We start from the raw sequence: 24211 nt of genomic DNA, 5'->3' as shown, positions 1-24211 counted from the left end.
CGATTCGCCGCGGGAGGGGCTAACAGGCTTCGCACCGGCCACCCGCGGTTGTGCTGACACGGCGTTCGGCAACATACTTTCCCGGCAACGCAATCGTCCCCGGGATCGGAATGCAAACCCGCCTCGCCTCCGACGTCGTCTCGGAAGCGCCCATCATCCGCGTCAAGCGGCAGTACCAGTCGTGGGTCGCGAACGAGACGCTCGAAGACTACGCGCTGCGCTACGCGGCGCGCTCGTACCGGCGCTGGTCGCCGTTCATCGTCGCCAACACCGCGATCGGCGGCATCTCGTTCCTCGCGCTCGAGGCGATCGGCGGCAGCATCACGATCAGCTACGGCTTCCAGAACGCGTTCCCGGCCATCGTTCTCGTGTCGCTGCTGATCCTGCTGATCAGCGTGCCGATCGCCTACTACGCGGCGACCGCGAACGTCGACATCGACCTGCTCACGCGGGGCTCCGGCTTCGGGTTCATCGGCTCGACGATCCCGTCGCTGATCTACGCCTCGTTCACGTTCATCTTCTTCGCCCTCGAAGCGGCGATCATGGCGCAGGCGCTCGAGCTCGCGCTCGGGCTCAACATCGTCGTCGGCTACCTCGTCTCGTCTCTGGTGATCATTCCTCTCGCCTTCTTCGGCGTCACGTTGATCAACCGGCTGCAGCTGTGGACGCAGCCGTTGTGGCTGGTGCTGCTGATCCTGCCCTTCGTGTTCATCCTGTACCGCGATCCGGGGGTGCTCGCGGCCTGGTCGTCGTATCACGGCCACGGCCAGTCGCAGGGCGGGTTCAACGTGCTGCTGTTCGGCGCCGCCACCGGGGTGCTGTTCTCGCTCGTCATCCAGATCGGCGAGCAGGCCGACTACCTGCGCTTCCTTCCGGAACGCACCGCGGCCAACCGGCGCGCGTGGTGGATCGCGCTTTTGAGCGCCGGGCCGGGGTGGATCCTCCTCGGCGGCCTGAAGATCGCCGCCGGCAGCCTGCTCGCGTTCATCGCCATCCGCGCCGGCGGCACGCCGGGCGAGGCGGTGCAGCCGATGCACATGTACGTGAAGGCGTACGAGTACGTGTTCGACGACCCGCACCTGGTGCTGGCGGTCGCGGCGGTGTTCGTCGTCCTGTCGCAGGTCAAGATCAACGTCACCAACGCCTACGGCGGATCCCTTGCCTGGTCGAACTTCTTCGCCCGGTTCGCGCACTATCACCCGGGACGCGTCGTCTGGCTCGTGTTCAACGTCATGGTGGCGCTGCTGTTGACGCTGATGGGAATCTTCGCCACCCTGGAGGCGGTCCTGTCGGTCTACTCGAGTGTCGCGATCGCGTGGATCGGCGCGCTGGTGGCCGACCTCGTCGTGCTCAAGCCGCTGGGCGTCAGCCCCTCCTACGTCGAGTTCAAGCGCGCGCACCTGTACAACGTCAATCCGGTCGGCTGCGGCGCGATGCTGATCGCGACCGTGGTGTCGATCGGCGCCTACGTCGGCGCCTTCGGCGAGTTCGCCCGGGCGTTCTTCGTCTTCATCGCGCTGGCCACGTCCTTCGCGAGCGCCATCGCGATCGCCTACGCCACGCGCGGGAAGTACTACATCGCTCGTCCCGACCTGCACTTCTGCAACCGGGCGAGCGACGCCCCGGCGCGCTGCTCGATCTGCGAGCGCGAGTACGAGCCGCGCGACATGGCGTACTGCCCGTTCTACCGCGGTGCGATCTGCTCGCTGTGCTGCGGCCTCGAGAACCACTGCAACGACTTCTGCAAGCAGGACGAGCGCTCGCTCGCCGCGCGCACGCGGCGCGTCGAGGAGGTCGCCACCTTCAAGCCGCATCTGGGACGGCGGATCGGCCGCTTCCTAGGCCTGTTCAGCCTGAGCGCGGCGGTCACCGGCGCCGTGTTCGTGCTCGCCTATCGGCTCATGCAGGTCGACCCGGCGCTGTCCGCCGGCGTCATCGACATCCTGGTGCGGCTGTACGCGGCGACGATGCTCGTGGTCGCAGTGGGAACGTGGTGGATCGTGCTGTCGCACGAGCGGGCGGAGCTGACGGCGGCGGAGCTGTTGCAGTCGCTGCAGCACCTCGAGATCACGCGCCGCGATCTCGTCGAGTCGGAGAAGATGGCCTCTCTCGGCGGCCTGGTCGCCGGCGTCGCGCACGAGATCAACACGCCGGTGGGCATCGCGGTCAGCACGGCGTCGTACCTGCACGATCGCACGGAGGACGTGAAGAGGAACGTGGCCGCGGGGACCTTGACCGCCGCCGAGCTCGACCATTACCTGAACGACGCTTCGCAGTCGGCGCGGCTCCTGCTGTCCAACGCGAACCGCGCGGCGCAGCTCGTGCAGAGCTTCAAGCAGGTCGCGGTCGACCAGATCAGCGACGAGCGCCGCCGCTTCGACCTGCGCGCCTACATCGGTGAAACGCTCCAGAACCTGCGGCCGAAGCTCAAGCCGGCGCGCGTCACCGTTCACGTCGACGGCCCCGACGGTCTTGTCATGGACAGCTATCCCGGACCGCTCGCGCAGGTGCTCACGAATCTCGTCGTCAACTCGCTGCAGCACGCCTTCGAGGCCGCGGCCGGCGGCTCGATCGCCATCGCGGTCGAGGCGAGCGGTGAGCACGAGGTCACGATCCGCTACGAGGACGACGGCCGTGGCATTCCCGCTGCCCACCGCACGCTGGTCTTCGACCCGTTCTTCACCACCCGGCGCGGCGCCGGCGGCAGCGGCCTCGGACTGTACCTCGTCTACAACATCGTGACCCGCAAGCTCGGCGGATCGATCCGGGTCGAGGAACGCGCCGGCGGGCGCGGCGTGGCGTTCGTGATCCGCCTCCCGCGCCTCGCCCGCCCCGGTCCGGAAGCGGTGCACGTGATGCGCGCGCCGCCGAGGAAGGACACGCCATGATCGAGCAGCCGAAGCCCGCGCGCGAGTCCTGGGTCGTCCTGCTGGTCGACGACGAGCCCGAAGTGCACGAGGTCACCCGCCTGGTGCTGTCCAACGCGCACTACGCCGGGCGGCCGATCGAGCTGTACAGCGCCTCGTCGGCGGCCGAGGCGAAGAACTTCCTGCGCGCGCACCCGCAGACCGCGCTGGTCCTGCTCGACGTGGTCATGGAGTCCGACGACGCGGGCCTTGCCCTCGTGCGCTTCATTCGCGACGAACTGCACAACGCCGACCTGCAGATCGTGGTTCGCACCGGACAGCCGGGAATGGCGCCCGAGCGCGACGTCGTGCTCCGCTTCGAGGTCAACGGCTACTTCCTGAAAACCGAGATCACCGCGCAGAAGCTGCACTCGATCGTCATCTCGGCGCTGCGCGCCTTCCGCAACATCGGCGCGTTGCGCCGCCCGCGCCCCGCCGCCGCCGCGAGCGCGGAACGCGACCTGCGCCAGGACGCGCTCGCGGCCGGCTTCGCGCGCGCGATCGAGCAAGGCGAACTGCACCTGCTCGCGCAACCGGAAGTGGCGCTCGCGTCGAACGCGATCGTCGGCATCGAGATGCTGCCGACCTGGAAGTCGGGTGAAGGCATTCTCGGCCTGTCGCAGATCGCAAGCGCGGTGCGGGACCCGGAACTTCGCCTGCGCTTCGACGAGTGGCTGCTGCGTCAGGCCGGAGCCTGGGCGCGATCGTGGCGGGCGCTGCATCCTTCGCTGCGGATCTCGCTGCCGATGCTCACCGCGAGCGTCTGGGACTGCGAAGTGCTGTCGGTCATCGACCGCTGCCTCGGCGAGTCGGCGCCGTTCGCAGGCGCGATCGACCTCGAGGTGCCGGAGTCGGCGCTGCTGCACGAGCACGCCGGAACGCGCGAGGGCCTCGCGTTCCTGCAGGCGAGGGAGGTCACGGTCACGGTCGTGGACTTCGGGTCCGGGATGGTCTCGCTGCCGGTGCTGCGCCGGCTGCGGCCCGACCGAGTCAAGATTCACAGCTCGTTCGTGCGCAACGTCGCGGCCGACGCCGAGCGCTCGGCCGTGGCGCGGTCGATCATCGCGCTCGCGCACACGCTGGGCGCCGGCGTGGTCGCCAGCGGCATCGCCTCCGAGTCGGACCTGCAGTTCTTCAAGTGGGAAGGATGCGACGTCGGTCAGGGTGACCTGCTCGCGCGGTCCGTCGCGCTCGCCGACGTGGCGGCGCTGCTGAGCGCCAAGGCGAGCGCCACTCACTGACGCGCGCCGGCGGCGCGCGAGGCCGCAACTCACCCGCATGGGTGAGGACCGCCTGGCCCGCGCGGGTGAGCGCCGCTCGCCCCCGCAGGTGACTCGGCAAACCGAACACAAACGTACGATGGGCGCTCCGGATCGGCGGCGCCTCGCCCTCCGCCGCCCGCTCCGATCCAGCCTTGCGGAGAATCCAGTGCCCATCTACGAGTATCGGTGTGAAACAGACGGTCTGTTCGACGCGATGTGGCCGCTCGGCACGGCGCCCGAGTCGGCCGGGTGTCCGATCTGCGGCGGTGCCGCGCGCCGCGTGATCTCCGCGCCGAGGATCAAGAGCGGCTCTCGTGTCGGGTTGTACGCGGCGATCGAGCGATCCGAGCGCAGCGCCCACGAGCCGGAGGTCGTCACCGCGATCCCGTCGGCCGGGAAGAAAAGGCGCACGCCCGTGCTTCCGCTGACGCCGACGCTCGCGCGGCTTCCCAGGCCGTAGCCAGGCCGATGCACAAGGCGTCCGCCCTGTCGGTGGCTGTCGGACCGGCTCCCGGGATCGGGACCGGCCGCGTCCCTCCGATCGCGGGCCGGAGCATGCACGTCCATCGACTCGATCACGAAAGGAGAGCTTAGCGAAGGGACTCCATGAGCACTCCCATCTTCCGGTGATGGCTCGAGCAAACCAACGACTGACGAGGTGTGATATGCCCAAGAATCTGTTCCCGCTGGACAACACGAAGAAGTTCACGGATCAAAAGCACGTCGGGCACAACAGGTGGCATCCGGACATTCCCGCGAACGTGACGATCAAGCCGGGCGAAGTCTTCCGCGCGGATTGCCGCGAGTGGTTCGATGGCGCCATCAAGAACGACAACTCGGCCGAGGACATCCGGCATGCTCCCCTGGCGGGCGTGCACGTCCTGTCCGGGCCCTTCCATGTCGAGGGCGCGGAGCCGGGCGACCTTCTGATCGTCGACATCCTCGAGATCGACGCGTGCAACCAGGAGGATTCCGGTCCGTTCGCGGGCATGGGCTGGGGCTACAGCGGCGTCTTCGCCACCAAGAACGGCGGCGGCTTCCTCACCGAGCGTTTCCCCGACGCCTACAAGGTGATCTGGGATTTCACCGGTGACGTCGCGACCTCGCGGCACGTCCCCGAGTGCTCGTACGTGGGCATCCACCATCCCGGTCTCATGGGCACCGCGCCGTCGGCGGCGCTGCTCGCGAAGTGGACCAAGCGCGAGACGGACCTGATCGCCACCAATCCGAATCGCGTCCCGCCGCTCGCGCTTCCGCCGCTGCCCGACAGCGCCATTCTGGGAACGCTGAAGGGCGGCGACTTCGAGCGCGTAGCCCGGGAGGCCGCCCGGACGGCGCCGCCGCGCGAGAACGGCGGCAACCAGGACATCAAGAACCTGACCGCGGGTACCCGGGTCTTCTATCCCGTGTTCGTCCCGGGCGCGAAGCTGTCCTTCGGCGACCTGCACTTCTCGCAGGGCGACGGCGAGATCACGTTCTGCGGCGCGATCGAGATGGGCGGGTTCATGGACCTGCACGTCGACCTGATCAAGGGTGGCATGGCGACCTACGGTGTGGGCGAAAACGCCATCTTCATGCCGGGGCGGCGCGATCCGCAGTACTCCGACTGGATCGCCTTCTCCGGAGTGTCGGTCGACAAGAACGGCAAGCAGCACTACCTCGATTCGGGGCTCGCCTACGCCAACGCCTGCCATCATGCCATCGACTACCTGATGAAATTCGGCTACTCGGACATCCAGGCGTACATGATCCTGGGCACGGCGCCGGTCGAGGGGCGGTTGTCCGGCGTGGTCGACATTCCCAACGCCTGCTCGACGATCTACATCCCGACGGCGATCTTCGACTTCGACGTGCGTCCGTCGAAGGCCGGCAGGCCGCATCAGGTGAAGCAGGGAATCCCGGTGCCGAGGTCGGCGAACTGACGTCGCGACTCGGTTCGCGCCGATCGAAGGCGCAAAGGCACGGCCGTCCCGGCGCATCGCCGGCCGCCGGGACGGCCCGGGGGTGTTCTTGCTGGCTTACCGGGGAGGACGCATCATGCTGTTGGGCCTCACATTGTTCTACGTCGGCGCCGTCTTGTGCTTGAACGGCCTGTGGTTGCTCGGCCAGATCGGCGACAACGAGATCGCCGTGATCGACGTCTTCGTCGGCGGGATCACCTTGCTGGTCGCGCTGTACCTCGCATTCGGACCGGGCGCCGACCTCGGCGCGATCAAGGGTGCGGCGCTCACGCTCCTGTTCACGTTCACGTACCTGTGGGTGGCGATCAATCGCTACAACGGCGCGGACGGCCGCGGTCTCGGCTGGTTCTGCCTCTTCGTCGCGATCACCGCGATCCCGGTGACGATCGAGACGCTGCAAGGCGCGCAGTCGCCGTGGGGCGTCTGGTTCGGCCTGTCGTGGGGTGCGTGGGGTATCCTGTGGTTCATGTTCTTCCTGCTGCTGGTGATGAAAAAGCCGATCGCCAAGGTCACCGGGACGGTCACCGTTCTCCAGGGCATCCTGACCGGATGGCTCCCGGGGTTTCTGCTGCTCAGCGGCACGATCAAGTAACATTGGCGGCGCGCCGGATCGATCCCGCAAACGCAAGGAAGGTTCCATGCCGCTGTACGATTACCGCTGCGCGAGCTGCGGTGGGTTTCGCGAATTCGCGCCGATGCGCGAATCCGCCGTAGCACGAGCCTGTCCGACCTGCGGCGCGTCGTCGCAGAGGGTGATCGCGGCGCCGTTCCTGGCGGGCGCTGAGGCGCCAAGTCCAGGGGCGGCGCCTGCGCACGGCGGAATCTTCGGCTCCCGCCACGTCTGCGGACACGGCTGCGCGCACTGACCCGGCGACGGCAATCCCGGTGGCCGACCTCACCGGGGTCGTCGGCGTGCTGCCAGGCCCAACGCAAACGCAGGAACGAGGGGGCGCCGAAGCGGTCGATTCGTGCGTCGTAGCATGTCACCGGCATCGTGGTTCTCGCGTTCGGGGGCCGGCACCGGACGCTTACGATTGAAACGCCCTTGGCGTCCACGATGCTGCATCCCGGCGGAGGTCGCGCGCCTCTCACGGGGCGCGCGCGGATTCAAACATTGGACAGTGCTTCCCCTGCATTTCCGGAGGGCGCCTTCGCGACGATCGGCAGCGACCAGCGATGCGGCCAGTGGATGCCGAACGGCAGGCACGGCTCGTCGGCGACGCGCACGCTCGCGAAGCCCGCGCGGGTGAACTCGCGCAAGAGCGCATCGCGCGCGAAGACGCGCATTTCGAGCGTCGTGCCCGGGCCGCCGTGGAAGACGAGGTCCTCGTACACCTCGATGCGCCTGTCGGCGGTGCGGTTGACGAGCCGCCAGCGGCCTTCGCGCTCGTCGAGCGACCAGTCGTGGAGGTCGGGGAAGTGCTCGCGCGTCGCGGGCTCCAGCGTGAACGGGACGGTCATCACGAACGTGCCGCCGGGTTTGAGCAGCGCGAGCGCGTTGTCGAACGCGCGGCCGACCGGCGGGGCGACGTGTTCGAACACGTCGCTCGCGATCACGAAGTCGTGGCGGCCCGCGAGTCCGGCGTCGATCGCGGTGATGTCGAGGCGCGGCGACGTGTGGAAGAACGTGTTCCGGTAGTCGAAGACGCGCGCGAGCGGCCCGGCGTAGCACGCCGCGTCGGAGAGTCCGATGCCGACGACGTCGCGGCGGCGGGCGAGATCGGGCAACGCCGCGCGCGAGCCGGTGAGTTCGCGTACGACGAGGTCGGCGATCGCGCGGAAGCGCACGTTCGATCCGCAGTGCGGACACGACGGCATCTCGCGGTCGAGCGAGGCGAGCGTCGCGCGGGCCGGTCCTCCGCAGACGTTGCAACGGAACGCGAACGGTTCGGCGCCGTCGAGCGTTGCGGGATCGGCATCGCCGCTCACCGTGGCGCCGAGCGCATGTCGCGGCCCCGGGCGGACCCGGCGCCACAGGCGCGATGCGAGCGAGCGGGAGGGCGGTGTCGCGGGCATGGAACGCGCATTCTACGGGCCGCGTCCCCGACTTGTTCCGCAGCGGGCGAAGGGGGGCGCGTCGTGCCGCCGCTCCCGGAAGCGACGGCGGCGTCGCCGGAGCGTCACCCGCGCGGGTGGTGCTGCGCGTGCAAGTGCTTCAGACGCTCGCGGGCGACGTGCGTGTAGATCGTCGTCGTCGTGATGTCGGCGTGGCCGAGGAGCAACTGCACGACGCGCAGGTCGGCGCCGTGGTTGAGGAGATGCGTCGCGAACGCGTGGCGCAGCACGTGCGGCGAGAGCTTCCCGGCCGCGATGCCGGCCTTCGCGCCGTAGCGCCGGACGAGTTGCCAGAACGCCTGTCGCGTCAGCGGACCGCGCCGCGCGGTGAGGAACAGGTGATCGACCCTGGCGCCCGCGGCGAGTCCCGGGCGCGCCTCGGCGAGGTAGCGGCGAATCCACGCGATCGCCTCGTCGCCGAGCGGCACGAGACGCTCCTTGCTGCCCTTGCCGAGCACGCGCACCACGCCGGCGTCGAGCGACACCTGCCCGAGCTTCAGTCCGACGAGTTCGGAGACGCGCAGGCCGGTCGCGTAGAGCGTCTCGAGCATCGCGCGGTCGCGAAGGCCGAGCGTGGTGTCCGGATCGGGCGCCGCGATCAGCGCTTCGACCTGGGGCTCGGACAGACTCTTCGGCAGCGAGCGCGGCTTCTTCGGCGCGCGCACGCGCACGGTCGGATCCTCGCGCACCGCGCCGCGCTCCATCTCGAGCCGGTAGAAACGCCGCACGGCGGACAGGCGGCGCGCGATCGACGACGCGCGCGCCTGAGCCCGGTACTGGCTCGCGAGCCATGCCTCGATGTCGGAGCGATCGGCGGCTTCGAGCGCGCGCTGCCGGTGCCGGGCGAGCCACGCCGCGAAGTCGCGGAGGTCGCGCCGGTACGCGGCGAGCGAGGCCTGCGCAAGGCCGTCGCGCAGCCACAACTGGTCGCAGAACGCGTCGATGCGCGCTGAAACTCGTGGGTCGGGCTTCAGCCCGACGCCTTTCCGTTCCCGTGGGTCGGGCTTCAGCCCGACATCCTTCCTTCGCGCCATCGTCACCCGCCGAAGCGGTAGCCCTCGTGCGCGAGCAGCCAGCGCTTGATCTCCGCGGGAACGAACGTGTCGCCCGCGCCGGGGTCGTCCGCCGCGAAGAGCTCAGGATCGCGCACGCCGGGATCGGCATGGCCCATGAACCCGCCGAGCGCACCGCCGGCGCCGACCACGCGGTGGCAGGGCACGAAGAGCGGAATCGGATTCGCGCCGCAGGCCTGTCCGACCGCGCGTGCGTCGATGCCGAGGTCATGGGCGATCGCGCCGTAGGTGCGCACCGCGCCGGCGGGAATCGCCGCGATCGCCTGCCACACGCGCCGGTGGAACGCGGTCCCCACCGGGGCGAGGGTGACGGTGAACCGGTACGACGGGTCGTCGAGGTAGCGGCGGACCTCACGCAGCGCGAGCGCGGCGACGTCGTCGGTCGGAGTGATCGGTCCGACGGTGCGCGGCAGGTAGCGCACGCCCGTCACCGCGCGGCCGTCGGTCGCGATGGCCAGCGTGGCGAACGGCGTTGCGCACGTCGCCTGGCCGCGGAGACGGGAATCGGCGTTCATGCCGCGAGTGTCGCGCCGATCGGCGCCCGGCGTCGAGGGTGCGGCCATCGAGTGCCGCGCCGGAATCCGGCCGCGGGCGGTCTCAGCCGAGTTTCATCTGCGCCGGCAGCCACGTGACGAGCGCGGGAAAGCGCCAGATGACGAGCACCCCGACGCACACCAGCAGGAAGCTCGGCAGCGCCTCACGGGCGATCCAGGTGATCTGCTTGCCGGTCATGCCCTGCAGCACGAACAGGTTGAATCCGACCGGCGGCGTGATCTGCGCCATCTCGACGACCAGCACGACGAATATGCCGAACCAGACGAGGTCGATCTTCGCGGCCTCGACCGTGGGCAGGATCACGCCCATCGTCAGGACGACCATCGAGATGCCGTCGAGGAAGCAGCCCAGCACGATGTAGAAGGCCGCGAGCGCGACGATGAGCGCGAACGGCGAGAGTCCGAGCGTCGAGATCCACTCGGCGAGGTGACGCGGCAGTCCGATGTAACCCATCGCGAGCGTGAGGAACGACGCCCCCGCGAGGATCAGCGCGATCATGCAATAGAGCCGCGTCGCCCCCATGATGCTGGAGGCGAACGTCGCGCGCGTCAGCGATCCCTGCGCGGCGGAGACCGCGAGCGCGCCGACGACGCCGAACGCGGCCGCCTCGGTGGCGGTCGCGACGCCGGCGTAGATCGAGCCCAGCACCAGCGCGATCAGCAGGACTACCGGGATCAGGTGGCGCGACGCGTGGAGTTTCTGCGCGAAGGTCGTCGTCTCGCGCGCGACCGGAATCCGGTCCGGATGAGCCAGTGCCCAGACGACGAGGTAGCCCGAAAACAGGACCGCGAGCAGGATGCCGGGGAACACGCCGGCGATGAAGAGTTGCGCGATCGACACGTTCGCGGTGACGCCGTAGACGATCATGATGATCGACGGCGGGATCAGGAGCCCGAGCGTTCCCGCTCCGGCGAGCGAGCCGATCGTGATGCCTTCCGGATAGCCGCGGGACTCGAGTTCGGGCAGCGTCATCTTGCCGATCGTCGCGCAGGTCGCTGCCGAACTGCCGGACACCGCGGCGAAGATCGTGCAGCCGATGATGTTCGTGTGCAGCAGCCGGCCGGGGACGCGCTCGAGCCAGGGCGCGAGCCCGCGGAACATGTCCTCCGACAACCGCGTGCGGAACAGGATCTCGCCCATCCACACGAAGAGCGGCAGCGCGGTCAGCGTCCACGACGACGAGGTGCCCCAGATGGTGACCGCCATCGCGTCGCCCGCCGGCCGCGAGCTGAAGAGTTCCATGCCGACCCACGCGACGCCGGCGAGGGCGAGCCCGATCCACACGCCGCTGCCGAGCAGCGCGAACAGCGCGACCACGAGGAGCAGCGTGACGAGCGGATCACTCATTGTGGAGCGCCTCCGCCGGGGCGGCGTGCTCGCGGCGACCCTGCCACTCGGCGACGAACGCATCGACCAGCGCGACGAGCAGCACCGCGGTGCCGAGCGCCATGGCGATCTGCGGGATCCACAGCGGCGTCGCGTCGTTCGCGGTGGAGATGTCGTTGAACTCCCACGACTGCCAGGCGAGCCGGATCGAGTACCAGGCGAACAGCCCGGCCAGCACCGTGCCGGCACCCAGCGCCCAGAGTTCCAGTCCACGGCGCGCTCCGCCGGTCAGGCGGTCGATCACGAGCGTGACGCGGATGTGCTCGTTGCGCCGGAACGTGTGCGCGAGTGCGAGGAAGCCCGAGGCCGCCATGCAATAGCCGGCGTAGGCGTCGGTGCCGGGCAGGAGGAACCCCAACCAGCGGCCGGCGATGGCGGTGAGCACCATCGCGAGCGTTCCGATCATGAACAGCGCCGCGAGCCAGGCGGCGCCGTCGTAGAGCCGGTCGAGGGTGCGGCGCATCATCGGGGCGCGCGGGGCGGGTTCGGACCGGCGTGCCGGCCGGGGCGCCCGTGCCGCCGCGGGCGCCCCTCGCGCATCACATCGCGCGGTAGGCGTCGATCACCTTCCGGCCTTCCTCGCCCGCCTTGCGCTGCCACTCGGCGAGCATGAAGTTGCCGACCTTGCGGAGATCCGCGGTGAGCTGCTCGGAGGGCTTGACGATGTTCATGCCCTTCGCCTTCAACTGGTCGACGTACCAGGTGTTCTTGTCCTGCGAGAGCTTCCAGCCGCGCGTCTCGGCATCGGCGGCGGCCTTCAGCACCGCCGCCTGCGTCGCCTTGTCGAGCGCGTCGAACGCCTTCCTGTTGACGATGATCGCGTTCTTCGGGAGCCAGGCCTGCGTGTCGTACCAGTTCTTGATGTGCTCGTAGGTCTTGCTGTCGTAGCCGGTCGAGCCCGACGACATGTACGAATCGATCACGCCGGTGGCGAGCGCCTGCGACACCTCGGCGGCCTGCACGGTCATCGGCTGCGCGCCGACGAGTTCGGCGATTTTCGCCGTCGCCGGGCTGTAGGCGCGCCACTTGAGGCCCTTCATGTCGGCGGCGGAGTTGAGGGTGCGATTGGTGTAGATGCCCTGCGGCGGCCACGGCACCGTGTAGAGCAGCATCATCCCCTGCTTCGCGAGCTTGTCGTTCAGCGCCTTCTTCGATGCCTTGTAGAGCTTGAACGCGTCGGCGTAGGAGGTCGCGAGGAACGGGATGCCGTCGAGCCCGTAGAGCGGATCCTCGTTCTCGTAGTTGACGAGCAGGATCTCGCCGGCCTGCGCCTGGTTGCCCTGCACGGCGCGCTTGATCTCGGGCGCCTTGAACAGCGATGCGTTGGGATGGAGCTGGATCTTGAGCTTGCCGCCGGAGGCCTTGTCGACGTCGTTCGCGAACTGCTGCAGGTTCTCGGTGTGGAAGTTGCTCGCGGGATAGGCGCTCGGCAGGTCCCACTTCGTCTGGGCGGACACGGACAGCGCGCACAGCGCGGCGGCGAGGCCGGCGGCGGTGGCGACGATTCGGCTGCGCATCGGGATTCTCCTCGGAGGTCTTCGGCGCGCGGGCCCTCCGCGGCGCGAAGCCGGGATTTGTACCACAACTCGCGTCCGCCAGCGCGGCCGGGCCCGGGCCCGGCATCAGCGGCCGCGCCTGGCAGAGCACTCAACGCGGCCGGGCCGCAGCGAGCCCCGCGTGGAACCACGAGACGAGTTGCGCAGCGTCGTAGACCGGAAGTCCGGTCGCCGCCTCGACCTCGGGGCGGTACGGCGGCATGTTCGCGCATTCGAGGACGATCGCCCCCAGGTCCCGGTTCGCTCCCGCGAGCCCGCGTGCAGCCTCAGCCACGTCGCGTGCCATGGCCTCCCGGTCGAGCTTGCCTGCGCCGTGGCGGATCGTGCGCGCGAACACGCCGTTGGGGTCGACGCCCGCGACCGGCGTCGCCGCCGGCAGCCCGGCGATCGCGCACAACTCGGGCGTGAGGTCTCCGGCCGAGTAGGTGACGACGCCCACGCGCCGCCCTTTCGGCAGCGTGCGCGCGACAAGCCCCGCCTGGAGCAGCGCGGACGTGAGCACCGGGACCGGCAGCGCGGCGGTCAGGTCGTCCTGCCAGCGCGCGAGGAAACCGCAGGTCGTCGCGATGCCGCAGGCGCCCGCGTCCACGAGTTCGAGCGCCGCGGCGACGAACACCGGCAGCATCGAGTCGTCGCGACGGTGCACGACGAGTTCCGGATCCGCGCCCTTCGGCGTCGCGTAGCGCACCGGGAAGTCGAAGGTCTGCGCGCAACCCACGTCGCCGCGGATGCGGGGGAAGGCGGTGTCGAGGGTCAGGATTCCCAGCATTCAGTTGACAGTTGACAGTTGTCAGTCCGCATGCCGGCGTGGCGGCGACGGGAGCGGCCCAAGGGGCCCACCGCTTGGGCGTTTGAGATGCGATCGGCGCAGCTTCACCTCCTATAATGCCCGGAACGAACTCGGAAGTGGCGTCTGGTTCGATCCTGACGCCGCCGGCCGCCCGCCCGCATTTCTCTGTCAACTGCCAACTGCCAACAGAATGTGGCAATTCTGGATCGACCGCGGCGGCACGTTCACCGACATCGTCGCGCGCCGGCCCGACGGCACGCTCGCGACGCACAAGCTCTTGTCGGAGAATCCTGAGCGCTACCGCGACGCGGCGGTGCAGGGCATCCGCGACCTCCTGGGACTCGCCGCCGGCAACCCGATCCCCGCCGAGTCGGTCGAGGCGGTCAAGATGGGGACGACGGTGGCCACCAACGCGCTGCTCGAACGCAAGGGCGAGCGCACGGCGCTCGTGATCACGAGGGGCTACGCCGATGCGCTGCGCATCGCCTACCAGCACCGGCCGAAGCTCTTCGTGCGGAAGATCGAGCTCCCGAGCCTCCTCTACGAGCGCGTGATCGAGGCCGACGAGCGCCTCGGTGCGCGGGGCGAACTCGTGCGGCCGCTCGACGCGGCGGGCGTCGAGCGGTCGCTGCGCGAAGCCTTTGCGGCGGGTATCCGCGCGGTTGCGATCGTGCTGATGCACGGCTACCGGTTTCCGCAGCACGAGAGCGCCGTCGCGGCGATCGCACGCCGGCTGGGCTTTTCGCAGGTGTCGGTGTCGCACGAGGTGTCGCCGTTGATGAAGCTCGTCTCGCGCGGCGACACGACGGTCGTCGACGCCTACCTGTCGCCGATCCTGCGCCGCTACGTCGACGAGGTGGCGGGCGACCTCGACGGCGGCGCCGGTCGCGTGCGGCTGCAGTTCATGCAGTCGTCGGGCGGGTTGACCGACGCGCGGCTCTTCCAGGGCAAGGACGCGATCCTGTCGGGTCCCGCCGGCGGCATCGTCGGCGCGGTCGAGGTGTCGCGCCTCGCCGGGTTCGACCGGATCATCGGCTTCGACATGGGCGGCACGTCGACCGACGTCACGCACTACGCCGGCGAATACGAGCGCGCGTTCGTCACCGAAGTCGCCGGCGTCCGCCTGCGCGCGCCGATGATGCGCATCCACACGGTCGCGGCGGGCGGCGGTTCGATCTGCAGTTTCGACGGATCGCGCTTTCGCGTCGGGCCCGAATCGGCCGGCGCGAATCCGGGACCGGCGTCGTACCGCCGCGGCGGGCCGCTCACGGTGACAGACTGCAACGTGATGGTCGGCAAGCTCGACCCCGTGCTCTTCCCCGCGGTGTTCGGGCCGGGCGGCGACGAGCCGCTCGACTCGGACATCGTCGCGCGCACCTTCGCGTCGCTCGCCTCCGACGTGGAGCGCGCGACCGGTCACGAGCGCTCGCCCGAGGAGATCGCCGACGGGTTCCTGAAGATCGCGGTCGCGAACATGGCGAACGCGATCAAGCACATCAGCGTCGAGCGCGGGTACGACGTCACCGGCTACACGCTGTGCTGCTTCGGCGGGGCCGGTGGCCAGCACGCCTGCCTCGTCGCCGACGCGCTCGGCATGACGCGCGTGTTCATCCACCCGTTCGCCGGCGTGCTCTCGGCCTACGGCATGGGACTCGCCGACGTTCGCGCGCTGCGGCAACAGGCGATCGAGGCGACGCTCGACGCCGCCGCGCTCGCCGCCGCGGACGCGACCTTCGCGGAGCTGGAGCGCGCCGCGCGCGCCGACGTGGCCAAGCAAGGCATTCCGCAAGCGCGAATTGCCTGCCACCGGACGCTGCACCTCAAGGTCGAAGGCACCGACACGACGATCGAGGTGACGGCCGGGCGCCTGACCCGGGTCGTCGCGGAGTTCGAGGAGCGCTACGCGCGGCAGTACGGCTTCCTGATGCCGGGCAAGGCGCTGGTTATCGAGGCGGCGGCGGTCGAGGCGGTCGGGAAGACGGTGTCGGCGGGCGACCATGCGGCGTCGTTCGCGCCGCGCGAAGGCGCGCTCGCGCCGATCGCGACTCGGCGCGTCTACACCGCGGGCGCGCACCGGGACGCCGCGGTGTACGCGCGCGAGGACCTGCGTCCGGGCGACGCGATCGCCGGCCCCGCGATCGTCCGCGAACCCAACGCCACGACGATCGTCGAGCCGGGATGGCGGGCGACGCTCACCGCGCGCGACGACCTCGTGCTCGAGCGCGTCGAGGCGGCGAAGCGCGCGCACGCGATCGGCACGACCGTGGACCCGGTGCTGCTCGAGGTGTTCAACAACCTGTTCATGGCGATCGCCGAGCAGATGGGCGTCACGCTCGCGAACACGGCGACCTCGGTCAACATCAAGGAGCGCCTCGACTTCTCCTGCGCGCTGTTCGACGCCGATGGCAACCTGATCGCGAACGCGCCGCACATGCCGGTGCACCTGGGCTCGATGGGCGAGAGCGTGAAGACGATCATCGCGCGCCGTGCCGGCACGATGAAGCGCGGCGACGCCTACGTCCTGAACGCGCCTTACAACGGCGGCACGCACCTGCCGGACGTCACGGTGATCGCGCCGGTGTTCCTCGCGGAGGAAGCAGGGTCAGACTCGATTGTCCCGAACCGGCCGGAAGTTGCGGACCATGGAAAGAACGTCGAGTCTGACCCTACTTTCTACGTCGCGTCGCGTGGCCACCACGCCGACATCGGCGGAATCACGCCGGGCTCGATGCCGCCCGACAGCACGCACGTCGAGGAGGAGGGAGTGCTGCTCGACAACGTGCAGCTCGTCGCCGAAGGCCGCTTCCTCGAGGACGAGATGAGGGCGCTCCTCGCGTCCGGCCGCTACCCGGCGCGCAACGCCGACCAGAATCTCGCGGACCTGCGCGCGCAGGTCGCCGCCTGCGCCAAGGGTGCGGAGGAGCTGGGCAGGATGGTCAAGCACTTCACGCTGCCGGTGGTGCGCGCCTACATGAAGCACGTGCAGGACAACGCCGAGGAGTCGGTGCGCCGCGTACTTGGCGCGTTGAAGGACGGCAGCTACGCCTACGAGATGGACGACGGCGCGGTGATCCGCGTCGCGATCCGCGTCGACCGGGAGAAGCGCGAGGCGACGATCGACTTCACCGGCACCTCGCCGCAGCGGCCGAACAACTTCAACGCGCCCTCCGCGGTCTGCAAGGCCGCGGTGCTCTACGTGTTCCGCACGCTCGTCGACGACGAGATCCCGATGAACGCCGGCTGCCTCGAGCCGCTCACCATCGTGATTCCCGAAGGCTCGATGCTCGCCCCGCGCTATCCGGCGGCGGTCGTCGCCGGCAACGTCGAGACCTCGCAGGCGGTCACCGACTGCCTGTACGGCGCGCTCGGCGTGCTCGCGGCGTCGCAGGGCACGATGAACAACCTGACGTTCGGCAACGCGACCTACCAGTACTACGAGACGATCTCGGGTGGATCGGGCGCCGGCCCCGACTTCGACGGTACCAGCGTCGTGCAGACCCACATGACCAACTCGCGGCTCACCGACCCCGAGGTGCTCGAATGGCGCTTCCCGGTGCGCCTCGACTCCTACGCGATCCGGCGTGGGAGCGGCGGCGCGGGCCGTCATCGCGGCGGCGACGGCGGCGAGCGCAGGCTGCGCTTCCTCGAGCCGATGACCGCGGTGATGCTCGCGAACCATCGGCGTGTCGCGCCGTTCGGCGTCGCCGGCGGCGCGAGCGGCGCGGTGGGCGAGAACTGGGTCGAGCGCGCGGACGGCTCGCGCGAGGACTACGGCGCGACGTTCCAGGTCGAGATGGGCGCGGGCGACGTGTTCGTCGTGCGCACGCCGGGCGGCGGCGGATTCGGACCGCCGAAACGGGAGGGATCATGAGCGATTGCGTGTTCTGCCGGCTGATCGCGGGCACGCTGCCCGCGGCGTTCGTCCACCGCGATGCGCGCGTCGTCGCGTTCATGGACGCGGGCCAGGTGAACGACGGGCATGTGATCGTCGCGACCGCGCGCCACGCCGCGACGATCTGCGACATCGACGACGACGAGGCGGCCGCGGCGTTCCGCCTCGCGGCGCGGCTCGCGCGGGCGGTCCGCCGCGAGTTCGGCGCGGCCGGCGTGACGATCCTGCAGGCGAACGAGCCCGCGGGTTTCCAGACGGTGCCGCACTTCCACCTGCACGTGCTGCCCCGGCACCCGGGCGACGGCGTGGGGCTCGAATGGCCGGCGAAGCGGCCGCCGTTCGAGCGGCTTCTCGAGATCTCGTCCCGCGTGCACGCCGCGCTCAGCGCTCCGGCAGCGGAATGAACTCCGTCTCGCCGGGCACCATCGCGAAACGTCCCTCCCGCCAGTCCTCCTTCGCGCGTTCGATGCGCTCGCGCGAACTCGACACGAAGTTCCACCACAGGTACCGCTCGCCGTCGAGCGCGGCACCGCCGATCAGCATCGCGCGCGCCGGGCCGCGAGCTTCGATCGTCACGGCCCGTCCCGGCTCGATCACGCCGAGGTGGTGCATCGGCAGCGGCTCGCCGTCGATGGCGAGGTTCGCGTCGACCGGGTAGACCGAGCGCTCCTCGTGGTCGGCGGGCAGCGCGAGCGAACCGGCCGACGCGAACGTCGCGCCCGCGTTGAGCATGTCGCCGAACGTCGGCGTCGGCGCACGCGCGCCGAACGCGTGCCCGGCGATCACGATGATCGACGCGTCGTCGCGCGCGAACTCCGGCAGGTCCTGCGCGGCGACGTGCGCGAACGAAGGCTCGGCGTCCTCGTGCTCGCGCGGCAGCGCGACCCAGGTCTGCATGCCGTGCAGCTTCGGCCCGCGCGCGCGGTCGTCCGGCGGGCTGCGCTCGGAGTGGACGATGCCGCGCCCGGCGGTCATCCAGTTGACCGCGCCCGGCTCGATCGTCTGGACCACGCCCAGGCTGTCGCGGTGCACGAGCGCGCCTTCCCACAGCCAGGTCACGGTGGCGAGGCCGATGTGCGGATGCGGGCGCACGTCGACGCCTTCGCCGGGCGCAAGCGCGAGCGGGCCCATGTGGTCGACGAAGACGAACGGGCCGACCGAGCGCGCGGCAGCGGCGGGCAGCAGGCGGCGGACCGGGAACGAGCCCAGGTCGCGCTCGCGGGGTTTGACGAGGTGAACGATGGCGGGCATCGATCGATCGGCCGGTCGGGCGCGGGCGACCGTCCGTCGGCAGCGCCCGTACAGGCGAACTCTACCGCGCCATCGCGGTCGGAGGGGCGGCGAGGGCGGCGCTCCGGGTTCCGAGGCTACACTTGCCGCTCCACGCCCCCGGGGACAGCCATGAAGAGCCTCTACGACATCACCGTCGACGATCTCGCCGGCAAGCCGGTCAAGCTGTCCCGCTTCAAGGGCAAGGTGCTGCTCGTCGTCAACACCGCCAGCGAATGCGGCTTCACGCCGCAGTACCAGGGCCTCGAGGCACTCTACCGGAAGCTCCATGGCGAGGGCCTCGAGATCCTCGGCTTCCCGTGCAACCAGTTCGGCGGGCAGGAGCCGGGGACCGAGAAGCAGATCGCCGCGTTCTGCGAGAAGAACTACGGCGTGACCTTCCCGATGTTCGCGAAGATCGACGTGAACGGGGCGAACGCCTCGCCGCTCTACCGGCACCTCAAGGCCGAGAAGAAGGGTGTGCTGGGTTCCGAGGCGATCAAGTGGAACTTCACCAAGTTCCTCGTCGACCGCGACGGCCGGGTGGTCGAGCGCTACGCGCCGCAGACCGAGCCGAAGGACCTCGAGGCCGACGTGAGAAAGTTCCTGTGACGCGGACGATGTCGACGTTCCGCCTGCTCGTCGCCGCTGCGGCGTTCGCGGCCGTGCCCGCGCTGCACGCGCAGGGCGAACCGGAGAAGGTGCTGCGTGCGGTGTTCCCGGTCGCCGAAACCGGTTTCGACCCGCAGGCGGCCGGCGACATCTACAGCAACGCGATCAACCGCGTCATCTTCGACACGCCGTACACCTACGACTACCTCGCGCGCCCGCACAAGCTGGTTCCGAACACCGCGGTCGCGCTCCCCGAGGTCAGCGACGGCGGCAGAGTGTGGACGATCCGCATCAAGCCCGGCATCTACTTCGCCGACGACCCGGCGTTCAACGGGAAGAAGCGCGAGCTGACCGCCCAGGACTACGTCTATTCGTGGAAGCGCGTGATGGACCCGCGCATACGGTCGAATTCGATGCAGATGTTCGACGGACGCTTCGTCGGCATGGAGACGCTGGTCGCGCCGGCGCGCGAGGGCGGAAAGTTCGACTACGACAAGGCGATCGCGGGGCTGAAGGCCGTCGACCGCTACACGATCCGGCTGGAACTCCATTTCCCCGACACCGAACTGCTCGCGAACCTGACCACGACCGCTGCGTCGGCCGTCGCGCGCGAGGTGATCGAGAAGTACGCGGACGGCGCGGGCTGGGCGATGTCGAATCCGGTCGGCACCGGGCCCTATCGGCTGCGCGAATGGCGTCGCGGCCAGAAGATCGTGCTCGAGGCGAACCCCGGCTTTCGCGACGTGCGCTTCCCCGACAGCAGCGATCCGGCGGACCGCGCGATCGTGGCGAAGTACAGGGGACGCCGTCTGCCGCTCGTCCCGCGGGTCGAGGTCGCCATCATCGAGGAGAGCACGCCGCGGCTCCTCGCCTTCGAGCAGGGCCAGCTCGACTACGCCGCGGTGCCGAACGACCTCGTCTGGAACGTGCTCGATCCGCCGGCGAAGGTGAAGCCGCGGCTCGCGGAGCGGGGCATCGCGCTCTCGCGCGGCGTCCAGCCGGCGATCACCTACACCTACTTCAACATGGAGGATCCGGTCGTCGGCGGCTACGCGCCCGACAAGGTGGCGCTGCGGCGCGCGTTTTCGCTGGGCTACGACGTCGACGCCGAGATCCGGATCATCCGGCAGGGGCAGGCGATGCCCGCGACGCAGGTGATCCCGCCCACCGTGACCGGCCATGACCCGTCGCTCGACGGCCGGAAGGCCTACGATCCGGCCGCCGCGAAAGCGCTCCTCGACCGCTTCGGCTACAGGGACGTCGACGGCGACGGCTTCCGCGAACTGCCGGACGGCAAGCCGCTCGTGCTGAAGCTCGCGTCCGCGCCCTCGGCGATCGACCGCCAGTACGACGAGCTGCGCCAGAAGAGCGCGAACGCGATCGGCCTCAAGGTCGAGTTCGTCAAGCAGAAGTGGCCCGACCTGCTCAAGGCGGCGCGCCTGGGCCAGATCCAGATGTTCACGCTCGGCAACATCAACACGACGCCGGAGGGCTTCGGTTTCCTCGGGCTCCTGTACGGACCGAACTCGGGCTTCTCGAACCTCGCCCGGTTCCGGCTGCCCGAGTTCGACAAGCTCTACGAGGAGGCACGCGCGCTCCCCAACGGGCCCGAGCGCGAGCGCGTCATGCAGCGGATGAACGAACTCGTGAGCGCGTACGCGCCGTGGAACATCACGGTGTTCCGCTACGAGAACGTGCTGACCCAACCCTGGCTCGGCGCGTACAAGTACAGCGGCTTCACCCAGCACCCGTTTCCCTACCTCGACGTCGATGTCGCGAAACGGCGCGGCGTCGCCAGGTAGGGCGTTGCGTCGCCGCGACAACCGCGGCGCTTCCCCCCGGCCGATGGCGCTTCGGCATTGCCCGCGCTTCCGGCACGGACCTACAATCGGATCGCAATCCCCACCGCCGGGCCACCGATGAACCGATCGCACCTCCGCCAGACGAGCCTCGAGACGAAGGTCCCGATGCGCGCGTTCGCGATCGGCGTGCCGCCCGGCGATCTCGGAGTGGTGCGCTAGCGCTCTCCCGACGGGAATCCGCCGGGTGTGCGGCGGGTTTCCGGGTCGGTCCGTTCCCCGTCTCGTTTCCCGCCGGTGTGGCAGACCGGACGCGCGCATCGCGTCCGCCGCGGCGCGCATCCGCGCGTGCGCCGCACAGGTACGTCCGCGCGGAAGGAGTGTCCGATCGTGCCGACGTTGCGCCGCCGCTTCGCCCGACACCTGACCGGCCTGTGGCTGTCCGCCGATTTCCGGCGGATGTGGCTGTCGCTGACGATCACCTCGTTCGGCGCGCAGGTGACGAATCTCGCGTTGCCGCTGACGGCCGCGATCCTGCTGCACGCCACGCCGCTCCAGATGGGCGTGCTGGTCGCGCTCGAGACGCTGCCGTTCGCGCTGGTGTCACTGCAGGCGGGCGTGCTGATCGATCGCGTGCGCAAGCTGCCGATCGTGCTGGTGGCGAACGTCACGCGCGCGCTCGCGCTCGCGGTGATCCCGCTCGCCGCGTTCACGCATTGGCTCTCGATCGAGGTGCTGTACGCCGTCGGCTTCTTCGTCGGCGTCCAGAACGTCGTGGGCGGCGCCGCCTACCAGGTCCTGCTCGCGCAGATGGCCGGGCGGCGGCGGCTGGTCGAGGCGAACGCGAAGATCTCGCTGGGCGAGACCGGCTCGGCGCTCGTCGGCCCCGGCGTCGCCGGTTTCCTGATCCAGGCGCTGACGGCGCCGTTCGCGATCCTCGCCGACGCGCTGGCGTTCCTCGCCTCCGCGCTGATGCTGCGCAAGTTGAAGGTCCCGACCGACGTGCCGCACACCGGTCCGCGGCCCGGCGTCGTGCACGAGATCGTCGAGGGGCTGAAGCTCGTGCGCGGCAACGCGACCTTGTGGTCGCTCGCGTGGCTCGCGGGCCTGTGGCAACTGCTGCACCACGCGCAACTCGCGGTGCTGATCCTGTTCGCGACGCGCGAACTCGGGCTGTCCGCCGGCGCGATCGGGCTGGTCTACGTGTTCGGCGGCGCGGGCTGCATCGTGGCGGCGGCCTCGGCCGAACGCTTGGCCGCGCGCTACGGCGTCGGGCCGATGATCGTGCATGGACTCACGGCGACCGCGATCGCCTGGCAGGTCTACGGCCTCGTCTCGGGCCCGGCCTGGTTCGCCACGATCGCGCTGGGACTCGCGATGCTGCTGTTCGACTTCGGCGGCGTGATGTTCGGCATCCAGTACCTGTCGCTGCGCCAGGCGATCACGCCCGACCGGCTGCTCGGCCGGATGACGGCGACGATGCGCTTCCTGACCGTGGCGGCGGCGCCGCTCGGCTCGCTCGCGGGCGGCGCGCTCGCCACCGTGATCGGCCTGCGCGCGACGCTGCTCTCGATCGGCGTGCTGGGCCTCCTGCTCGCGGGCGGCGCGATGCTGCGCTCGCCGGTGCGCCGGCACCTGCGGCTGCCCGCCACCGCCGAGGCGTGAGGCGGCGCCGGGCGGCCTGCCGTTTTCGCCCGCAGGCGCCGGTCGCGGGTGGTCGTCAGCCGCGCTGGAACGCGTAGAGCGGCGGCAGCGCGAGCAGGCGCAGCAGTTCGTCGAGCGCGCGCCGCGACTGGTCGAGAAGCGCGGGGTCGGCGAGGTCGGAGGGCAGGAGCCGGTCGCGGTAGTGGCGGCGGATCCACGCCTCGAGGTCGTCCGCGAGCGTGTCGTCGACGAACACGCGGGCACCGATCGCGGCGCGCTCGTCCGGCGTGAGCGGCACGCGCAGGCGCAGGCAGGCGGGGCCGCCGCCGTTGCGCATGCTCTGCCGCAGGTCGAGCACCAGCGCCTCCGCGATCGGGCCGCCCGGCGCGGCCCAGCGGTCGAGCACCGCGGATGCCCGCGCGTTCTCGCGCACCTCGGCTGCAGCGACGAAGAGCAGCCCGCCTTGGGGCCGCTCGACCAGTTGTCCGTTGAAGAGGTAGGTCGCCACCGCGTCCGCGATCGACAGTTCGCCCGCGCCGACGACGTCGGCCCGGAACGCGGACCCGATCCGCTCGCGCAGCGCCGCGACCGTCGCGGCGGTGTCGACGAACGCACCCTCGTGCACGAGGAGCGTCCGCCGCTGCCCCACGGCGATCACGTCGTTGTGGAACACGCCGGCGTCGATCGCGTCGGGGTGCTGCTGCACGTGGAGCGTGCGCGCGGGGTCGAGGCCGTGGCGGCGCGCGACGGCCATCGACGCCTCGAGCGTCTGCCGCGCGGGGTGGCGCCGCGGCGCGCTCGCCCGCGCGTCGAACGCCTGCCGTCCGTGCACGAAAAGCGCGATGCCGGGATCCTCGTCCGAAGGTCCTGCGAAGCGCGTGTGGTTCGCGGCGCCTTCGTCGCCGGCGGGCACGGCGGAGGGCAGCGGATCGTGCACGACGAACCGGCGCGTGTCGCCGAAGATCGCGCGCAGCACGCGCGTCGTCGTCTCCGCCTCGATCGAGCGATGCAGGAGCGTGACGAGGTTCGCGGGCGTGAAGTGCACGCGGCCGTCCGCGGTGTCCGCGGAAGCGCTCACGGTGGCGGCGTTCGCGGCCCACATCGCCGCGGCGGACGATGCCGCCGACAGGAGCGAGGGCGCATCGCGGGCGGCGCGCGCGAGAACCTCGGCGTCGCCGCCGCCGAAGCCGAGCGCGCGCAGCGTCGGCAGGTGCGGCCGCTCCTGCGGCGGCAGCACCGCCTGCGGAATGCCGCGCGCGGCGAGCGCGCGCATCTTCGCGAGTCCCTGCAGCGCGGCCTCGCGCGGATTCGACGCGAGTCCCGCGTGCTTCTGCGACGCGAGGTTGCCCGGCGACATCCCCGAGTAGTTGTGCGTCGGGCCGGGCAGGCCGTCGAACTGCACGTCGAGCGTCATGGCCGTACGCGAGGCCGGCGGGCCTGACCGCGCCCCG

20 protein-coding genes are annotated in these 24211 nt (G+C 70.3%); 11 read left to right on the top strand and 9 right to left on the bottom strand.

The genetic code is table 11. The features are described from left to right. Positions 1 to 110: 110 nt before the first annotated feature. From HS109_02155 to HS109_02130, 6 genes are all read left to right on the top strand, one after another. Positions 111 to 2888: a histidine kinase gene (locus HS109_02155; protein MBE7521168.1), complete on the top strand. Its 2778-nt coding sequence runs from the start codon at positions 111 to 113 to the stop codon at positions 2886 to 2888. Next, the gene (locus HS109_02150) at positions 2885 to 4147 is read left to right on the top strand and encodes an EAL domain-containing response regulator (GenBank protein MBE7521167.1); all 1263 of its coding nucleotides are present in this window, start codon (positions 2885 to 2887) and stop codon (positions 4145 to 4147) included. Before HS109_02155 ends, HS109_02150 begins: the two co-directional genes overlap by 4 nt. A gap of 187 nt (positions 4148 to 4334) precedes the next feature. Beyond that, entirely contained in the window at positions 4335 to 4628 is a 294-nt protein-coding gene (locus HS109_02145; protein MBE7521166.1) for a zinc ribbon domain-containing protein, read from the top strand. 205 nt (positions 4629 to 4833) lie between these two features. Next, positions 4834 to 6090: an acetamidase/formamidase family protein gene (locus tag HS109_02140; protein ID MBE7521165.1), complete on the top strand. Its 1257-nt coding sequence runs from the start codon at positions 4834 to 4836 to the stop codon at positions 6088 to 6090. 115 nt (positions 6091 to 6205) lie between these two features. Continuing rightward, entirely contained in the window at positions 6206 to 6721 is a 516-nt protein-coding gene (locus tag HS109_02135) for a transporter (protein MBE7521164.1), read from the top strand. Between the two features lie 46 nt (positions 6722 to 6767). Further along, entirely contained in the window at positions 6768 to 6995 is a 228-nt protein-coding gene (locus tag HS109_02130; protein MBE7521163.1) for a zinc ribbon domain-containing protein, read from the top strand. 241 nt (positions 6996 to 7236) lie between these two features. On the opposite strand, the gene HS109_02125 is transcribed toward HS109_02130, so the two are convergent. The 7 genes from HS109_02125 to HS109_02095 form a co-directional block, all read right to left on the bottom strand. Then, positions 7237 to 8145 carry a methyltransferase domain-containing protein gene (locus HS109_02125; protein ID MBE7521162.1) on the bottom strand — a complete coding sequence of 303 codons (909 nt, stop codon included), beginning with the start codon at positions 8143 to 8145 and terminating at the stop codon, positions 7237 to 7239. Between the two features lie 104 nt (positions 8146 to 8249). Beyond that, the gene (xerD, locus tag HS109_02120; protein MBE7521161.1) at positions 8250 to 9218 is read right to left on the bottom strand and encodes a site-specific tyrosine recombinase XerD; all 969 of its coding nucleotides are present in this window, start codon (positions 9216 to 9218) and stop codon (positions 8250 to 8252) included. 2 nt (positions 9219 to 9220) lie between these two features. Then, the gene (locus HS109_02115; protein ID MBE7521160.1) at positions 9221 to 9772 is read right to left on the bottom strand and encodes a methylated-DNA--[protein]-cysteine S-methyltransferase; all 552 of its coding nucleotides are present in this window, start codon (positions 9770 to 9772) and stop codon (positions 9221 to 9223) included. Positions 9773 to 9854: 82 nt separating this feature from the next. Continuing rightward, the gene (locus tag HS109_02110; GenBank protein ID MBE7521159.1) at positions 9855 to 11159 is read right to left on the bottom strand and encodes a TRAP transporter large permease subunit; all 1305 of its coding nucleotides are present in this window, start codon (positions 11157 to 11159) and stop codon (positions 9855 to 9857) included. Further along, positions 11152 to 11661, bottom strand: coding sequence for a TRAP transporter small permease (locus HS109_02105; GenBank protein ID MBE7521158.1), 510 nt, complete (start codon positions 11659 to 11661; stop codon positions 11152 to 11154). The genes HS109_02110 and HS109_02105 overlap by 8 nt, the downstream gene beginning before the upstream one ends. A gap of 76 nt (positions 11662 to 11737) precedes the next feature. Then, entirely contained in the window at positions 11738 to 12715 is a 978-nt protein-coding gene (locus tag HS109_02100; GenBank protein ID MBE7521157.1) for a TRAP transporter substrate-binding protein, read from the bottom strand. 130 nt (positions 12716 to 12845) lie between these two features. Next, complete coding sequence (locus HS109_02095) at positions 12846 to 13523, bottom strand: aspartate/glutamate racemase family protein (GenBank protein ID MBE7521156.1); 678 nt, start codon at positions 13521 to 13523, stop codon at positions 12846 to 12848. A 211-nt stretch (positions 13524 to 13734) separates the two neighbouring features. Between HS109_02095 and HS109_02090 the strand changes: the two genes are divergently transcribed. Together HS109_02090 and HS109_02085 are read left to right on the top strand one after the other, a co-directional pair. Next, positions 13735 to 17415, top strand: a complete 3681-nt coding sequence (locus HS109_02090; GenBank protein MBE7521155.1) for a hydantoinase B/oxoprolinase family protein — start codon at positions 13735 to 13737, stop codon at positions 17413 to 17415. Next, positions 17412 to 17840 (top strand): HIT family protein, encoded by a 429-nt coding sequence (locus HS109_02085; GenBank protein MBE7521154.1) that lies wholly within the window; start codon positions 17412 to 17414, stop codon positions 17838 to 17840. The genes HS109_02090 and HS109_02085 overlap by 4 nt, the downstream gene beginning before the upstream one ends. Here HS109_02085 and HS109_02080 read toward each other — a convergent pair. Continuing rightward, entirely contained in the window at positions 17818 to 18687 is an 870-nt protein-coding gene (locus HS109_02080; protein MBE7521153.1) for a pirin family protein, read from the bottom strand. The genes HS109_02085 and HS109_02080 overlap by 23 nt on opposite strands. Positions 18688 to 18837: 150 nt before the next feature. Between HS109_02080 and HS109_02075 the strand changes: the two genes are divergently transcribed. From HS109_02075 to HS109_02065, 3 genes are all read left to right on the top strand, one after another. Then, positions 18838 to 19317 (top strand): glutathione peroxidase, encoded by a 480-nt coding sequence (locus tag HS109_02075; GenBank protein MBE7521152.1) that lies wholly within the window; start codon positions 18838 to 18840, stop codon positions 19315 to 19317. A gap of 8 nt (positions 19318 to 19325) precedes the next feature. Then, entirely contained in the window at positions 19326 to 21119 is a 1794-nt protein-coding gene (locus HS109_02070; GenBank protein MBE7521151.1) for a hypothetical protein, read from the top strand. 387 nt (positions 21120 to 21506) lie between these two features. Then, a complete protein-coding gene (locus HS109_02065) occupies positions 21507 to 22781 on the top strand; it encodes an MFS transporter (protein ID MBE7521150.1) in 1275 nt (424 codons plus the stop codon). 55 nt (positions 22782 to 22836) lie between these two features. Here HS109_02065 and astB read toward each other — a convergent pair whose 3' ends face one another. Next, entirely contained in the window at positions 22837 to 24174 is a 1338-nt protein-coding gene (gene astB, locus HS109_02060) for an N-succinylarginine dihydrolase (protein ID MBE7521149.1), read from the bottom strand. Positions 24175 to 24211: the final 37 nt, after the last annotated feature.

Source organism: Burkholderiales bacterium, assembly GCA_015075645.1.
Lineage (GTDB): Bacteria > Pseudomonadota > Gammaproteobacteria > Burkholderiales > Casimicrobiaceae > VBCG01.
Note: the sequence above shows the minus strand (reverse complement) of the source record. Positions and strands in the feature narration are given on the sequence as shown.

What these genes read in the sequence shown, in the direction of transcription:
- HS109_02155 (MBE7521168.1), top strand. Translation starts at nt 111, where the DNA reads ATGCAAACCCGCCTCGCCTCCGACGTCGTCTCGGAAGCGCCCATCATC.
- HS109_02110 (MBE7521159.1), bottom strand. Translation starts at nt 11,159, where the DNA reads ATGAGTGATCCGCTCGTCACGCTGCTCCTCGTGGTCGCGCTGTTCGCG.
- HS109_02090 (MBE7521155.1), top strand. Translation starts at nt 13,735, where the DNA reads ATGTGGCAATTCTGGATCGACCGCGGCGGCACGTTCACCGACATCGTC.
- HS109_02100 (MBE7521157.1), bottom strand. Translation starts at nt 12,715, where the DNA reads ATGCGCAGCCGAATCGTCGCCACCGCCGCCGGCCTCGCCGCCGCGCTG.
- HS109_02130 (MBE7521163.1), top strand. Translation starts at nt 6,768, where the DNA reads ATGCCGCTGTACGATTACCGCTGCGCGAGCTGCGGTGGGTTTCGCGAA.
- HS109_02140 (MBE7521165.1), top strand. Translation starts at nt 4,834, where the DNA reads ATGCCCAAGAATCTGTTCCCGCTGGACAACACGAAGAAGTTCACGGAT.
- xerD (MBE7521161.1), bottom strand. Translation starts at nt 9,218, where the DNA reads ATGGCGCGAAGGAAGGATGTCGGGCTGAAGCCCGACCCACGGGAACGG.
- HS109_02135 (MBE7521164.1), top strand. Translation starts at nt 6,206, where the DNA reads ATGCTGTTGGGCCTCACATTGTTCTACGTCGGCGCCGTCTTGTGCTTG.
- HS109_02075 (MBE7521152.1), top strand. Translation starts at nt 18,838, where the DNA reads ATGAAGAGCCTCTACGACATCACCGTCGACGATCTCGCCGGCAAGCCG.
- HS109_02085 (MBE7521154.1), top strand. Translation starts at nt 17,412, where the DNA reads ATGAGCGATTGCGTGTTCTGCCGGCTGATCGCGGGCACGCTGCCCGCG.
- HS109_02115 (MBE7521160.1), bottom strand. Translation starts at nt 9,772, where the DNA reads ATGAACGCCGATTCCCGTCTCCGCGGCCAGGCGACGTGCGCAACGCCG.
- HS109_02150 (MBE7521167.1), top strand. Translation starts at nt 2,885, where the DNA reads ATGATCGAGCAGCCGAAGCCCGCGCGCGAGTCCTGGGTCGTCCTGCTG.
- HS109_02095 (MBE7521156.1), bottom strand. Translation starts at nt 13,523, where the DNA reads ATGCTGGGAATCCTGACCCTCGACACCGCCTTCCCCCGCATCCGCGGC.
- astB (MBE7521149.1), bottom strand. Translation starts at nt 24,174, where the DNA reads ATGACGCTCGACGTGCAGTTCGACGGCCTGCCCGGCCCGACGCACAAC.
- HS109_02105 (MBE7521158.1), bottom strand. Translation starts at nt 11,661, where the DNA reads ATGCGCCGCACCCTCGACCGGCTCTACGACGGCGCCGCCTGGCTCGCG.
- HS109_02070 (MBE7521151.1), top strand. Translation starts at nt 19,326, where the DNA reads ATGTCGACGTTCCGCCTGCTCGTCGCCGCTGCGGCGTTCGCGGCCGTG.
- HS109_02125 (MBE7521162.1), bottom strand. Translation starts at nt 8,145, where the DNA reads ATGCCCGCGACACCGCCCTCCCGCTCGCTCGCATCGCGCCTGTGGCGC.
- HS109_02080 (MBE7521153.1), bottom strand. Translation starts at nt 18,687, where the DNA reads ATGCCCGCCATCGTTCACCTCGTCAAACCCCGCGAGCGCGACCTGGGC.